This is a genomic window from Enterobacter sp. MGH85 (genome assembly GCF_001037655.1).
In the GTDB taxonomy this organism is placed as follows: domain Bacteria; phylum Pseudomonadota; class Gammaproteobacteria; order Enterobacterales; family Enterobacteriaceae; genus Enterobacter; species Enterobacter intestinihominis.
The window spans coordinates 2,315,457-2,328,455 of the sequence record NZ_KQ089925.1; the positions used below are offsets into that span (position 1 = coordinate 2,315,457).

Here is a 12,999-nt window from a genome sequence, read left to right on the forward strand (position 1 = left end):
TTCAGGGAATGCTTTGCTATACGCCCCCACGAATGGGGGCGCATAAAACAACACACGGTATTGATGGGTTAAATGGAGCCTTCGTAAATAGGCAGGTCTTCACCGAGCTGGTTTTCCATATCAGTGACGATTTCCTGGAATGCATGCTCAACAACTTTCTTAGGTTCGATCAGCTCATACCAGAGGATTAACTGACCGTCACGCAGGCGATAACGGATACGGGCATCGACCTGATACGGCGAACCGTTATGGAATGGTGAAATTGCCAGGCTGATTTTTTCTGGCATTTTGGTGTTGCCAGAACCGGATTTTTCATCGCTGAACTGGAACTGGCAGGTGCCATCAGAAAGACGTTTAACGGACTTAAACTCTGACTTACGGGTTTCCTGGAATGCGAGAACCATTTCCAGCAGTTCAGTTCCTGACGGCCCTAGATATGAATCACTAACCGGCGCGACATTCTGAATGTTGTTTTCCAGGAACTCAGCAAAGTTAATCTGGTCCATTTTGCTCCCATCAGCAGCAACCCAGGCTTTCCATTCATCAGAGAACGGGCAGTCATAAACGGCCTTGTGTGCGGCCCAGCTTGGTTTTTCTGCATCCTGATGGAAGTCCAACACGGCTACGATTCGCGTTTTGGTCTTATCTGCGAAAACAACAGTACGAGAATCACGGAAACGTTGAATGTAAGCGATCAGAGACCCAGGGGAGATCAGGTTTGCAGCTTGACGAATACGTGACGGTGCCAGCTGTAGGCTTTCAAGCGACTTGACTTCAAAGCCCTCCGGCACGACAACAGACGGAATATCAGTTTGTGTTTTCAGGTTTGCAGAAACCAGATCACGAATTTCGGATACGGCAGAGCCTTCAATATGAGACATTGAATATTTCCTTTTCAGATTAGAACGGTTGGTTAGATAGGTATTACTGGGCCAGCTTGATTGGTGCAGTCTGAGTTTTTGGCTCAATGACTTTCAAATCCAACTGGGTTTGTGAAGGGTCATCGCGGAGCAAATCGCCATCGGCAGTGGCAAACATGATGGTGTCTGCACGGTCAAGCTCTGGAATAGTGCGAGTGACCTTTGGCGTAACCTTCATGGTGTTTTCATCGCGGTTGTTCAGCATTGCACAGTTCAGCGTCAGAGTAACAGCGCCTTTCTTACCTGTTTCTCGAACAGCCTTAATAACTTCTGCCAGCGCCTCGGTTAATTCAGCATCCAGCGTGCCTTTATTGATATAGGCAAGTTGCTGACTAAACGGCGTGGTGTTTTTATTTTCGGACATAAATATCTCCAGTTAACTATTTGGATCGCCTTTCTGGATAAGCAACCTGCACAGCCAGCTACGCCGCCAGATACTAGCGATGGTTTTTGGGTTGCGAACAGCCTGCACACCACGAGGGGCGCGCATCAGATCGCCGTACTGAAAATTAACGTTACGGAAGGTCATACTGGTCACCGATAGATAGGGTATCCGGCAGGAGTTGAACCCGCGCTGGGCAGGGAAACCCAGCCAACACCGGAAGCGGACACATTGAAGAAAAAGGGCGGTTAGCCATCAGAACATTATCATCTTCCTCCTGTTGGAATGGTTGAAGACTGGATAACCGCCAAGACTTAGGCAATAAAAAAGGCCGCTTTTGCGACCTTGTTAAATTATGGATTAAACTACCTAGGCCTAGTCCAATAATTTGTACTGGTATAAAGTTCATACTTATCTATGAAAAATCTTGTATCAATAAGATAGTTAGGATATGCGTAAGATAATTTGCGTAAATCATCCATTTCTACAAACAGGCCGTTCGCCTCTTCATCCTTTTCAACGGCTGAGTAAGCTTGAATAGCCAAATGTTTTTGCAATGGCGTATACGCTTTGTAATATATTTTATTACCTTTTAAGGCAATGATAACATACCCACCTTTTATTTTTGATAAGTCTAAATCCTTATCTGAAAATAACCTGTTGAATGACTTCAGTTTTTCTATTGCATTGAGCTTATCATTTAAACTCATTAATCTTATTTTGATCTGATTTTTTTCTTGCGGGGTTAGAGTTATAAACTCTTCTTCTTCAGCTATAAATTCGCTCATTAGCCTGAAAAAATTAACCCATGATGGGTTTGATTCAAAGGGGTTCGTTTTAAGTGTACGGCCTTCACATAAGTCGACCACCTCAATAGTCGTAGCCCACAAGTGCTGAAGCTTTGTTCTTAACTGAACCTCAATATCGAATCCTTTCCATTGGTGAGCTTCATCTTTATCGTAGCAGGTATAAATCCGATGAATGCCACGGTATCCTGTAGACTTTGGTGACTTTATGTAATCTTTAACTTTTGATTTATGCGTGGTTCTACTTTTGTCAAGAGATGAATCCAACAAAAGCAATTGTAATCTATTTTCAACAATAACACGACAGCCGCCAATATCACTCATTCTCGTTACTGCAATAGAGTTTGGGGTGACGCCATCCAGCGTTTTGCGTCGAAGCTTATCAATGATTGTCGGGAGTCGTTTTAAACGCCGCGCTATAATCGCGTTTTTATTTATCTTCTGTGCATGCTTCCATACCAGATTTTTTATAATCATCAATGGGTAAAGATGTGCGGCGCGATACTGCTGGATAATTTCGATAGCTTTTTCGATATCGCCATTTCCTTTACGTATACACTCTCCAGCTTTTTTTACTTGGTTTTTTGAGTGTTCGAGTACTATTTTTCCCTTCTCGTACTGTGCATTTGCCATGTTGTTACCTGCATCTGGTAGCTTTAATAATGGCACTATAACCTCCTGAAATCGTTGACACAACGCAATGACATTACTGTGTGCTCCGTATCTCGTTTAGCATTGCTAACTGGTGTTGATTCAGCCCAACCCCCTCACCATGAAGAGGCTGGAATAAATCTTTTTTTGCCCCGTATTGCCGACATCCTGTCCCGCCACGGTTCCGACGCATGGTTTAAAGTCGCGCCGTTCGACCATCTCCAGCAAACCGACGTTTTAAACGTTACGGTTGGGTACCTTACCGCTGTTGATGTGCTTAATGTAGGATATCCAACATTGTGGTGTCAAGGATGTATGTAGGAAAACCAACGTGAACTATTTGGGCATAAAAAAACCGAGCGAGAGCTCGGCTTGTTGGGGAGGAGGCTTAGAAGTCCATGATCACTTGTTTAACAAGGCCAACGATTGTGCAGTTTTCTCCGCACTCAATAGGCTTGTAATGTGGATTTAATGGCACTAAATAACGGTAAGGCCAGTCCACAACAAGCTTTTTAAGTGTGGCTTCATGGCCTCCATCAAGGTATGCAACAACGATTTTCCCATTAAGGGCTTCGATGTCCATGATGTCAGGCTCAACGATGATTATTGAATCTTCAGGGATAGATGGAGCCCCTGACGGGTTAGTCATTGAATCACCACGCACCCGCAGAGCAAAAGCACCGTCAGAAACTAGCGCGGTGGTATATACCCATTCTTTAGCATCGTCAGCCCTTACTCCCGGATCAGTTCTTGTCCAGGAACCGGCTTGAACCCATGAAATTAACGGCACTTCTTTTACACTGAATATCTCGGGTTTCAGATTGAGCTTGGGCTTAGGGTCACCTTTGCCAGATACAAGCCAAAGTGGATCACATTGAAGTGCATTCGCTAAAGACTGTAGGTTTGCTCCGTTCGGTTGGTAGTCATCCTTTTCCCACCCTGTAACCGTGACTCGATTCACACCAGCCATCTCAGCCAGTGCTTGCTGTGTCAGTTTTAACTCTTTCCGCCTTTGGCGGATACGGTCACTCATATTCATCATGTAGGCAATCCTACCACTTTTGCTGTGTAGGATTCTTGACATTGTTATGTTGGATATCCTACATTAAGTCTAAATTAAACCGTCGGAGAACAAACATGAGGAAATCCGAAGTTATTAATTATTTCGGAGGTGTCTGTAAAACCGCGACAGCCCTAGGAATCAAGCATCCTTCAGTATCCGAATGGCCTGAGATTATTCCAGAAGTTAGGGCGTATCAGGTTGAGAAAATCACCAACGGACTTTTGAAGTTTGATCAGTCGCTTTATCAAAATTCTACTGATTCAGCCGCCTAGCCGTAACTACCAAGGAAAATTCAAGATGGTAGAGCAAAGTCTCAAAGAAGTTGTGAAAGCAATGTGTAAGGCATACCCCGGCGGGCGTGAGGCTATGGCTGGCGCTCTTGGTATGACCGTCACGCAGTTTAATAACAACCTGTATGAGAAAAACGGGTGCCGGTTCTTCGAAGTCGCTGAACTTGAGGCGATGGAAGATATTTCAGATACCGCCGAACTGGCTGATTACTTCGCAAAGCGACGCGGAGCATTGCTGGTGGAGGTCCCCAAGTTTGAAGAACTCGATCGGGTCGAATTATTCAATAAAGCCATGAAAACAGCCGCCATGCGTGGGCATGTGGATCAGGTCATCAATCTTGCCCTTGAAGATGGGGTCATTGATGAAGCCGAAGCTGATGAAATCAGGTTTTACCACAGAAAGCATCTTGCCGCCCGAGAGGAAGAAGTGAATTCCATCCTTGCCGTCTTTGGTCGACGAAAACCAAAGCGAGAGTAACTCCTTACAGGCTCACCATGTAATCAGGAGGGCCGATGTATCAGGAACAAAATTTCCACGTGACTATGCCCACGGTTTTTGCTCGTGAGGACGCCCCGTGGATTAAAGAGCAGTTATCAACGCTCCCGGCAGGTATGCGGGAAAAAATCGCGATTGCGTATGCGCAGGCGTACCAGGAAGCGTTCGACGCTGAACCTGTGTCATTCCGGCAGCAGAACGCAGCACGGCGGAATGCTAATCGCCGATTGCGAGAGTTTTGCACGAGGTATACCCCGGCAGTCAGGGGATATACGTCACCCCCACCCAGGGTATGAATTTTTAAATCTGGTTTGGGGGAAAGGGGGCGGTGTTGGGTTTTAGCCCGAAGGGCTGGAACAGCTTTACCAGAAGAGATCGATCTAACAGATAGATCACTGTATGGGGTTAAACCGTCGATTGGAAATCCAGACGTTTAGCCATCCAAAAGGAGATTTAAATGATTTATTCAGAAGCTAACGAAAAATGGGCTCCAGTCCCAGTAGAGCTTTATTCCAAAGCTTACGAAGTCAGCAATCTTGGCCGGGTGCGCAGCATTCCACGTCTGGCTAATTCTGAATATTTTATTCGGCACATCCACGGTGGCTTTCTCAAAGGCCGGATGCGTAAAGACGGGACCAAAACCGTTGTGCTTTCGGTACAGCGTCAGCGTCAAAAGTTTGTAATCGCCGATCTGGTTGCGAAAGCATTTGGGGAGGTATCAGCCAATGCTTAACATCCAGCCGCGTGAGAAACAGATCGTCGCACTCAACATGTTGCGCAGCGCATGGAAGGGAAATAATTCTTTCATGCTCTATGCACCTGTTGGTTTTGGCAAAACTGCCATTGCAGCGCTGATCACTGACGGATTTGTAAGTCGTCAGATGCGTGTAATGTTTGTTGCGCCTTACACCGTTCTGCTGGACCAAACAGCAACGCGTTTCATGGAATATGGCCTTCCTGGCGAAGAGATCAGTTATGTCTGGCGTGATCATCCGTCGTACAACCCAAACGCGCTCATTCAGATTGCGAGCGCTGATACGCTTATTCGACGTGAATTTCCTGACAATATCGAACTGCTGATCGTTGATGAAGCACACCTGAAGCGCAAAAAGCTTCTGGAAGTTATCGACAAACTAACCCGTAACACTTCAACGAAGGTGATCGGCCTTTCTGGAACACCTTTCGCTAAATTCTTGGGCAATTACTATCAGCGTCTGATTAAGCCAACGACGATGAAAGAGCTGATCGCTATTGGCGCTCTTAGTAAATATGAGTTTTACGCACCGTCACACCCCGATCTTTCAGGTGTTGAAACGTCCTATGTCGCTGGTTATGGGAGTGATTACAAAGAAGGCCAACTCAGTAAAGTTATGAGTGAAGCCAAACTGGTCGGCGACATCGTAAAAAACTGGCTTGAGAATGGAGAAGACCGGCCGACGATTTGTTTCTGCGTGGATGTTGCTCATGCGAACTATGTGACCATGGAATTTTCGCGTGCCGGTGTAGCGGTTGAAGTCATGACTGCCAGCACACCACACGACGAACGCCAGCTGACCATCCGCCGATTTGAGCAGGGTATTACCAAAATCATCATTAACGTTGGTGTACTAGTAGCCGGATTTGATAGCGACGTCCGCTGCATCATTTTTGCCCGTCCAACCAAAAGCGAAATGCGCTGGATTCAGACGCTGGGCCGTGGTTTACGTGCGGCCCCTGGCAAAGACTACTGCCTGATCTTCGATCACAGCGGGACGGTCAATAAACTTGGCTACCCCGATGATATTGAATATGACTATCTCCCGTCGTCTTCAGACGGAATGGAAGATGCCCCGCAGCGAGTTGTAAAAGCTGACGAGCCGGAAAAACTGCCGAAAGAGTGCAGTCAATGCCATTACGTAAAACCTGCCGGAATTTACATCTGTCCGAAGTGTGGTTTTAAACCACTGGCTGGGGAAGACGTTGAAACCGATAAATCCCGTGGACTGACGAAGGTCAGCAAAGCGGAAGTCAAATTCACCAGTGAGCAGAAGCAATCCTGGTGGTCACAGATTCTTTTTTATCAGCGCACCCGAGCAACGCAGGGCCGACCTGTAAGTGACGGTTGGTGTGCTCATACCTATCGACAGAAATTCGGTGTCTGGCCGCGCGGACTTCACCACACGCCAAAAGAGATCACACCTGAAGTCAGCAATTACATCAAATCCAAGCAAATCGCCTTTGCAAAAGGCAAAAACAAACAGGGAGAGCAAGCCGCATGAATACCAAACAAGCCGCCATTGGCCGCTGGTCTGAAATTTTCGAGTATTACGGCCTGCCTGGCATTACTGGTAAAAATCATTTCAAGGGAGAGTGTCCGTTATGCGGTCGCAAGGGCAAATTCCGGTGTGACAACAAGAACGGCACCGGGTCATTCATTTGTGTATGTGGTTCCGGTGACGGATGGACCCTGCTGACTGGCGCAACGGGCAAAGAGTTTAAGGTTCTCGCTTCGGAAGTGGACAAGCTTATCGGCAATGAGTACACCGCTGCTCGCTCTGCTGCAAATCCCGTGCGTACATCTCTGGCGCAACAGCGAGAAAGGGTGAGCCGTAAGTTTGCAAAGCTAATTCCGTTACGAGGTACCAACGCTGACAGATATCTGAAGGGAAGGGGAATAAATACGCTTCCTGCTGAAAGCATCAGGTTCTGCGATACGCAGCCAGTCGACGGGAAAAACCTTCAGGCCATCTATGCCCTGGCTACTGATGACCGTGGCGAGCTGTGTTATCTGCACCGCACCCTCCTGGACGGCGACAAGAAAGCAAACACAGGCGGCGCATCTAAAAAGATGATGAAGCTGCAGGAGGATAGTTACCTGGAGTTTGCTAAATCCGTTGCAATTCGCATGTTCCCTACAGCCTCAACGCTTGGCATCGCTGAAGGTATCGAAACCGCGCTGGCGTGCCATCAGATCACCAAATGCAACACCTGGGCAACGATGAACACTGCTTTCATGAAGAAGTTCCGTGTTCCTGCAGGCGTAAAGAATCTCATTATTTTCGCAGACTCCGACGCGAACGGTGCCGGTCACGCAGCTGCATTCGAATGTGCAGCTGCAAACTTACACGCAAAGAACGATTTGGAAAGCGTCTCGGTTCGTTGGCCTGCACAGGGTGACTTTAACGATCTGCTTCTGAATGGTTCAGAAGTATTCGAATGGGTATTTCACAGAGGGATGAAGCAGTGAAGAAACCAGTTAAAACAAAACTGAAGGTTTACAAACCGAAAAAATGCGCTCACTGCGGGGAGACCTTCACACCAGATCGTGACCTGCAAAAGGTCTGCGGTCCTCTGTGCGCTATAGGTCACAACCGTGCGCTCAAAGCCAAAAAGGCAGAGGCCGAAAGAAAGGACAAGCTGAAGATGCGCAAAAAAGCGCTGCAGCCTCGGGGTTATTTTCTTAAGAAGGCTCAGACAGCATTCAATGCATTCATCCGCGAGCGTGACGTGGACAAAGCTTGCCCATCCTGCGGGGAATATCACCCGCCGATGATCTTTGGCGGTCAATGGGATTGTGGTCACTTCATGAGTGTAGGCGCTCGTCCTGAACTTCGGTTCGAAGAGAAAAATGCCTATCGACAATGCAAGGCCTGTAATGGTGGCGCTGGCCGGTTCACAGCAAAAAATAAGACGGTTCATGCCCGGTACCGAGAAACCTTAATTAATTGGTACGGGCTAGAGCTGGTGGAATGGCTGGAGGGGCCACACGAAGCGAAGAATTACTCAAAAGAAGACCTGGAAGAAATTGCGGCCAAATACCGCCGTAAAACTCGCGAGCTGAAAAACCGGAGCGCTGCATGAATTACCAACTGATCTACTGTGACCCACCCTGGGAATATGGCAACAAAATCAGTAACGGAGCTGCCTGTAATCATTACAGCACAATGAGCATGGAGGAACTTAAGCGTTTACCAATATGGTCACTGGCAGCTGAAAACGCTGTTTTGGCAATGTGGTACACCGGGACACACAACCGGGAAGCAGTAGAGCTGGCGGAATCCTGGGGTTTCCGTGTCAGAACGATGAAAGGGTTTACGTGGGTGAAGCTGAATCAAAATGCCGCTGATCGCTTCAATAAGGCATTGAACACCGGAGAGCTGGTGGACTTTAACGATCTGCTGGAAATGCTGGACCGTGAAACCCGCATGAATGGCGGGAACCATACGCGCAGCAATACAGAAGATGTATTGATTGCAACCCGAGGCGCAGGATTAACCCGCGTCAGCGCATCGGTAAAACAGGTTGTTCATACCTGCCTTGGCGAACATAGCGCGAAGCCGTGGGAAGTAAGGAACCGACTGGAAAAACTTTACGGAGAAGTGAAAAGAATCGAAATATTCGCTCGGGAAGAATGGAAAGGATGGGACCGCTGGGGAAACGAATGCACCAACAGCATTGAAATTATTACAGGACAGATAAAAGAGGTGAACGCCAATGATTAATCCATCTGAAGTTGGGAAAAAAGGCGAAATGATTCGCCTCAGGACTCTCGAAAGTCTCTGGATTCAGGGCAAGCTTCGCATGTGGGGGCGATGGTCTTATATCGGCGGTGGTTCTGGCGGAAATATGTTTAACCAACTGCTCGCGGCAGGGAAAGTTACAAAGACCGCCATCAATGATGCCCTGCGCCGCATGAAAAAAGCCGGTATCAAGAAGCCAGAACTGGAAGCATTCTTCAAAGAGTTACTCGAAAGCAAACATAAAAGTGGTCTGGCGTTCTGCACAGACGAAGAAGCTCTGATCGTTAACTCAGTGCTTTGCAAGGTGCTCATCCAGGCAGACCATAAAAATTTATATTGGTTAATTGAGGATCGTTACATTAAACGCCTCAGTAAAAAAGCGATGGCTCGCGACCTGAACAAAAAACATCCTGAGTGGTGCTTGCGTACTTGTGAGAGCCGAGTTGATGTCTGGCTAAATCTTGCAGAATCGATGCTTTACGCACCAATGTGTGACGCATTCGGAACAAATGACGACAAATTTAGCTTGAAAGTTTGCGCGCAAAGTGCTTAAATTGTGTTATGCTCGGGACGTTAAAGCGAACTGAGCAACAGAACAAAACATAAACCCGCCACTGCTGCGGGTTTTTTATTTTAAGGGCTGCCTTTGGGCGGCCTTTTTTTGTTTCCCCTCGTTCTGAGAGGACTCACGGCAATAAGAGGGGGCTAAATGTCCGATCCATTAACCGGCACCGGCGCTGTTCTCGGCGGCGGCCTGCTGGGTTCAGTCCTGTACGGCGTCTTTACTCATACAGATTTTGGTGTGGTGTTCGGGGCGTTTGGTGGTGCGGTGTTCTACGTCGCGACAGCCACAAACCTGTCCCGCGCCCGACTGGCAGCATATTTCCTGACGTCGTTTATCGTTGGGGTGCTCGGGGCAGGACTTATTGGCTCACTGCTAAATGCAGCTTCGCACTATGAAAAACCGCTGGATGCACTGGGCGCAGTGATTCTGTCTGCCCTGTGTATAAAAATCCTCACTTATCTTAACAACCAGGATTTGAACAACGTGTTCAAGTTTTTCTCGCGGCTACGCGGGGGAGGGGGAAATGGCAATTGACCCGTCAGCATTCTTTAATGCGTTTATCTGTGCGGCCATAGTTATCGTGCTGATGTTTTACCAGCGACATGGCGCCCGGCATCGCCCCTTTATTTCTGTCCTGGCGTATATAACCGTGCTGGTTTACGCCGCGATCCCCTTGCAGTTCATCTTCGGCCTTTATCGTGATTCCAGCTGGCTGGTGGTGGTCGCAAACATTCTTATCTTCGCCGCCATCCTGAAGGTTCGTGGAAATATGGCGCGGCTGGTTGATCGTCTGAGGCACTAATGAACCAATCACAATTTCAGAAGGCGGCTGGTATCAGCGCCGGATTAGCTGCGCGCTGGTTTCCGCATATCGACGCCGCCATGAAGGAATACGGCATCACCGCACCGCTTGACCAGGCCATGTTTATTGCCCAGATGGGGCATGAAAGCACCAGATTTACCCGGCTGGTGGAGAACCTGAATTACGCGGTTGAAAACCTGGTACCGACGTTCGGTAGCCACCGTATCACGCAACAGCAGGCCGCCGCGCTTGGCAGAACGGCAACACAGCCGGCAAATCAGAAAGCGATTGCCAATCTGGTTTACGGCGGTGAGTGGGGCAAAAAGAACCTGGGCAACCAGGTTTCTGGTGATGGCTGGAAATATCGCGGTCGCGGCCTGAAGCAAATCACCGGGCTCAGCAATTACCGCAACTGTGGCCACGCGCTGAAGTTGGACCTTGTAACCCAGCCTGAATTGCTGGAACAGGATGAATATGCTGCGCGCTCCGCTGCATGGTTCTATGTCTCGCACGGATGCCTGCTCCATTCAGGCGATGTGGAGCGCGTCACGCTGCTTATCAATGGCGGCAGGAACGGACTGGATAAACGCCGCGCGCTGTTTAACCTGGCGAAATCTGTGCTGGTCTGAGGTCACTATGGGATTTGAAACGGTAATTGGGATTGTTGCAGCAGTCATTGCTGCGATCGCCGGCGCTTTCGGCCTGGGCCATATTCGCGGCACCAGCAAGGCGGAAGCCAAAGCTGATAAGCAGCGCACCGAGGAGAACGCAGCGGCGAGCGTTGCGGTAGCAGAACGTAAAGCTGAAGTCACTAAAGAGGCCAGCAATGTCCAGCAGACTGTTAATCACATGCCTGATGACGATGTTGATCGCGAGTTGCGCGAAAACTTCACCCGCCCCGGTGGTGATTGATACGGGCTGCCTGTGGACCCGGATTATCTACGTGACAAACCACGATATTGACGTCCTGGATAAGCAAACCAAGCGCGACATCCTGGTGCATAACAAAGCGTGGCAGGCGAACTGCCAGAAGGTGAGCCCATGAGTTATACGCGATGCACATTTTGCGGTTCGGGTTTACACACCCGTGAAAATTGCCCGCATACATGGAGTGGCAACGCTCGCCGGGTGAATCTGCGCTGTAGCTACTGCGGCGCCACCGGTCACAATTCTAACGCCTGCCCGCACAACGCCAGCAGCGCTAACCGTCGTCGACTTAATGACGATTTCTATATGGACTGAGGATAAAAAATGACTCCGATAGTGCTTACAGCTGAACAAATTAAATCGCTCGCTGAGTTTGCTGAATCAGAAGGTCAAGCGGCGTATACGATCGCCCACGCAACAATTCCGGCTTTTGAAGCCGATGATGGCGAGGTTATCCCGGAATACACGGGTCTGGTCGCCTATTCATCTTCAGAAGAGCACGGCGTACTGCAACTGGAAGACTAGGCATTACAGCAGGCACTCAATGAATGCCTGCTGTAAAATGGACGGTTAGAGTAATTTTATAAATTTATCGCCGTCGTTAACTTGCTTGGCAATCCTGAGAATTACCGCAGCTATAGAGGCAATGAACTTTTCACGATTTGAAATCCCTTCGTCATTGAGATGTATTCCTTTGTCACCAATCAGGATGCCAAATTTTGGGTTTTCAATTAGCTCTCTTTGATCGCCCTTGCTTATGAGTGTGATTAATTTATTTATCTCTTCATTGGTAATTTCTGAATTATCAATTTGATGTGAGCGTGCATTTCTGATTTTGTTTACGACTTTAAGCTCCTGGTAGGAAAACTCATTCAAACCAAAATTTGTAGCGAGCTTGAGTTTTGCCGCGTATGACATAGTTAAGTTTTCGCCGAAACCATCAAAAAAATTAACGTTGTTTGATGCAGCACAGCACCACGCTTCAATAATTTTCTCGGTTACCAGGTGAAGGCGCAAGACGACACCTATGTCGTCTTCGCTTTGCATTATCGAAGATAGCCTTTCCCATGTTTGTTCATTAAGCAGAACCATTTCATTGAAAATTTTCTTATTCATAAATCATTCCTTTGTTGATTGTGCCAGTGCTCGTGGGCAGATGAGCACTCTACACCAGTATACAGAGAGGTAACTCATGGGCGGAACAATTGAGATCAGTGAGGTTGGGATGACAGTCAATATGGCTGGTGGCGGGAAAATAGTTATCGGCAATTGGGGTGATGGCCCAGTAAATACAGCAGCCGCTCGTCCACCCCTTACCCCGGAAGAGGAGCTTTACGGTCGTGGGCTCTGTCTCCTGCCTGATGGATGGGAAGATCTAAGCGGTGATGGACACTGGCAACATCACCTCACTGAATCTTTGCGTCATCTTTGGCCGTCGTTCAGCAGGGAACAGAAGATGGCTATCGCTTACTCCATCAGCGAACTGTCAGATGAGCTGACGAACATCACATACGAAGGTTCCTGGTAAAAACACATCTGCGCATCGCACGCGCACATCAAAGAAAGTCTTTCAGCTGTGAGCCTGGGCAAACCGTTAA

General features: G+C 48.2%; 21 protein-coding genes. 16 read left to right on the top strand and 5 right to left on the bottom strand.

What is annotated here, in order from left to right; all coding sequences use genetic code 11:
- Positions 1-68 precede the first annotated feature (68 nt).
- From SK51_RS10970 to SK51_RS10985, 4 genes are all read right to left on the bottom strand, one after another.
- A complete protein-coding gene (locus tag SK51_RS10970; protein ID WP_047352689.1) occupies positions 69-881 on the bottom strand; it encodes a YfdQ family protein in 813 nt (270 codons plus the stop codon).
- Between the two features lie 43 nt (positions 882-924).
- The gene (locus SK51_RS10975) at positions 925-1,284 is read right to left on the bottom strand and encodes a hypothetical protein (protein ID WP_047352688.1); all 360 of its coding nucleotides are present in this window, start codon (positions 1,282-1,284) and stop codon (positions 925-927) included.
- Between the two features lie 383 nt (positions 1,285-1,667).
- The gene (locus SK51_RS10980; protein WP_223604519.1) at positions 1,668-2,777 is read right to left on the bottom strand and encodes a RelA/SpoT domain-containing protein; all 1,110 of its coding nucleotides are present in this window, start codon (positions 2,775-2,777) and stop codon (positions 1,668-1,670) included.
- 370 nt (positions 2,778-3,147) lie between these two features.
- Positions 3,148-3,801: a LexA family protein gene (locus SK51_RS10985; RefSeq protein WP_048206680.1), complete on the bottom strand. Its 654-nt coding sequence runs from the start codon at positions 3,799-3,801 to the stop codon at positions 3,148-3,150.
- Positions 3,802-3,896: 95 nt separating this feature from the next.
- On the opposite strand from SK51_RS10985, the gene SK51_RS24165 reads away from it, so the two are divergent.
- From SK51_RS24165 to SK51_RS11055, 15 genes are all read left to right on the top strand, one after another.
- The gene (locus SK51_RS24165; protein ID WP_064503097.1) at positions 3,897-4,094 is read left to right on the top strand and encodes a Cro/CI family transcriptional regulator; all 198 of its coding nucleotides are present in this window, start codon (positions 3,897-3,899) and stop codon (positions 4,092-4,094) included.
- 25 nt (positions 4,095-4,119) lie between these two features.
- The gene (locus tag SK51_RS10990) at positions 4,120-4,590 is read left to right on the top strand and encodes a YmfL family putative regulatory protein (RefSeq protein ID WP_048206682.1); all 471 of its coding nucleotides are present in this window, start codon (positions 4,120-4,122) and stop codon (positions 4,588-4,590) included.
- A 475-nt stretch (positions 4,591-5,065) separates the two neighbouring features.
- A complete protein-coding gene (locus SK51_RS11000) occupies positions 5,066-5,341 on the top strand; it encodes an NUMOD4 domain-containing protein (protein ID WP_048206684.1) in 276 nt (91 codons plus the stop codon).
- Positions 5,334-6,866, top strand: a complete 1,533-nt coding sequence (locus SK51_RS11005) for a DEAD/DEAH box helicase (protein WP_048206685.1) — start codon at positions 5,334-5,336, stop codon at positions 6,864-6,866. The genes SK51_RS11000 and SK51_RS11005 overlap by 8 nt, the downstream gene beginning before the upstream one ends.
- Positions 6,863-7,834 carry a DUF7146 domain-containing protein gene (locus SK51_RS11010; protein WP_048206686.1) on the top strand — a complete coding sequence of 324 codons (972 nt, stop codon included), beginning with the start codon at positions 6,863-6,865 and terminating at the stop codon, positions 7,832-7,834. The genes SK51_RS11005 and SK51_RS11010 overlap by 4 nt, the downstream gene beginning before the upstream one ends.
- Positions 7,804-8,448, top strand: coding sequence for a recombination protein NinG (locus SK51_RS11015; RefSeq protein WP_048206687.1), 645 nt, complete (start codon positions 7,804-7,806; stop codon positions 8,446-8,448). Before SK51_RS11010 ends, SK51_RS11015 begins: the two co-directional genes overlap by 31 nt.
- Positions 8,445-9,089 (top strand): MT-A70 family methyltransferase, encoded by a 645-nt coding sequence (locus SK51_RS11020; protein ID WP_048206688.1) that lies wholly within the window; start codon positions 8,445-8,447, stop codon positions 9,087-9,089. Before SK51_RS11015 ends, SK51_RS11020 begins: the two co-directional genes overlap by 4 nt.
- Entirely contained in the window at positions 9,082-9,660 is a 579-nt protein-coding gene (locus tag SK51_RS11025) for a DUF1133 family protein (RefSeq protein ID WP_048206689.1), read from the top strand. Before SK51_RS11020 ends, SK51_RS11025 begins: the two co-directional genes overlap by 8 nt.
- A gap of 156 nt (positions 9,661-9,816) precedes the next feature.
- Positions 9,817-10,206: a phage holin family protein gene (locus SK51_RS11030; RefSeq protein ID WP_017384387.1), complete on the top strand. Its 390-nt coding sequence runs from the start codon at positions 9,817-9,819 to the stop codon at positions 10,204-10,206.
- The gene (locus tag SK51_RS11035) at positions 10,196-10,474 is read left to right on the top strand and encodes a phage holin family protein (RefSeq protein ID WP_047051615.1); all 279 of its coding nucleotides are present in this window, start codon (positions 10,196-10,198) and stop codon (positions 10,472-10,474) included. Before SK51_RS11030 ends, SK51_RS11035 begins: the two co-directional genes overlap by 11 nt.
- Positions 10,474-11,103 (top strand): glycoside hydrolase family 19 protein, encoded by a 630-nt coding sequence (locus SK51_RS11040; RefSeq protein ID WP_048206691.1) that lies wholly within the window; start codon positions 10,474-10,476, stop codon positions 11,101-11,103. Before SK51_RS11035 ends, SK51_RS11040 begins: the two co-directional genes overlap by 1 nt.
- Positions 11,104-11,110: 7 nt before the next feature.
- Positions 11,111-11,386, top strand: coding sequence for a hypothetical protein (locus SK51_RS11045; RefSeq protein ID WP_048206693.1), 276 nt, complete (start codon positions 11,111-11,113; stop codon positions 11,384-11,386).
- Positions 11,337-11,519, top strand: a complete 183-nt coding sequence (locus SK51_RS11050) for a hypothetical protein (RefSeq protein WP_048206694.1) — start codon at positions 11,337-11,339, stop codon at positions 11,517-11,519. Before SK51_RS11045 ends, SK51_RS11050 begins: the two co-directional genes overlap by 50 nt.
- Complete coding sequence (locus tag SK51_RS24170; protein ID WP_045348936.1) at positions 11,516-11,716, top strand: hypothetical protein; 201 nt, start codon at positions 11,516-11,518, stop codon at positions 11,714-11,716. The genes SK51_RS11050 and SK51_RS24170 overlap by 4 nt, the downstream gene beginning before the upstream one ends.
- A gap of 9 nt (positions 11,717-11,725) precedes the next feature.
- A complete protein-coding gene (locus tag SK51_RS11055; RefSeq protein WP_045324965.1) occupies positions 11,726-11,926 on the top strand; it encodes a hypothetical protein in 201 nt (66 codons plus the stop codon).
- Between the two features lie 45 nt (positions 11,927-11,971).
- On the opposite strand, the gene SK51_RS11060 is transcribed toward SK51_RS11055, so the two are convergent.
- On the bottom strand, positions 11,972-12,517 hold the full coding sequence (locus tag SK51_RS11060; RefSeq protein WP_048206695.1) for a hypothetical protein: 546 nt from the start codon (positions 12,515-12,517) through the stop codon (positions 11,972-11,974).
- A gap of 76 nt (positions 12,518-12,593) precedes the next feature.
- Here SK51_RS11060 and SK51_RS11065 point away from each other — a divergent pair, with 76 nt between their 5' ends.
- A complete protein-coding gene (locus SK51_RS11065; protein ID WP_048206696.1) occupies positions 12,594-12,929 on the top strand; it encodes a hypothetical protein in 336 nt (111 codons plus the stop codon).
- Positions 12,930-12,999: the final 70 nt, after the last annotated feature.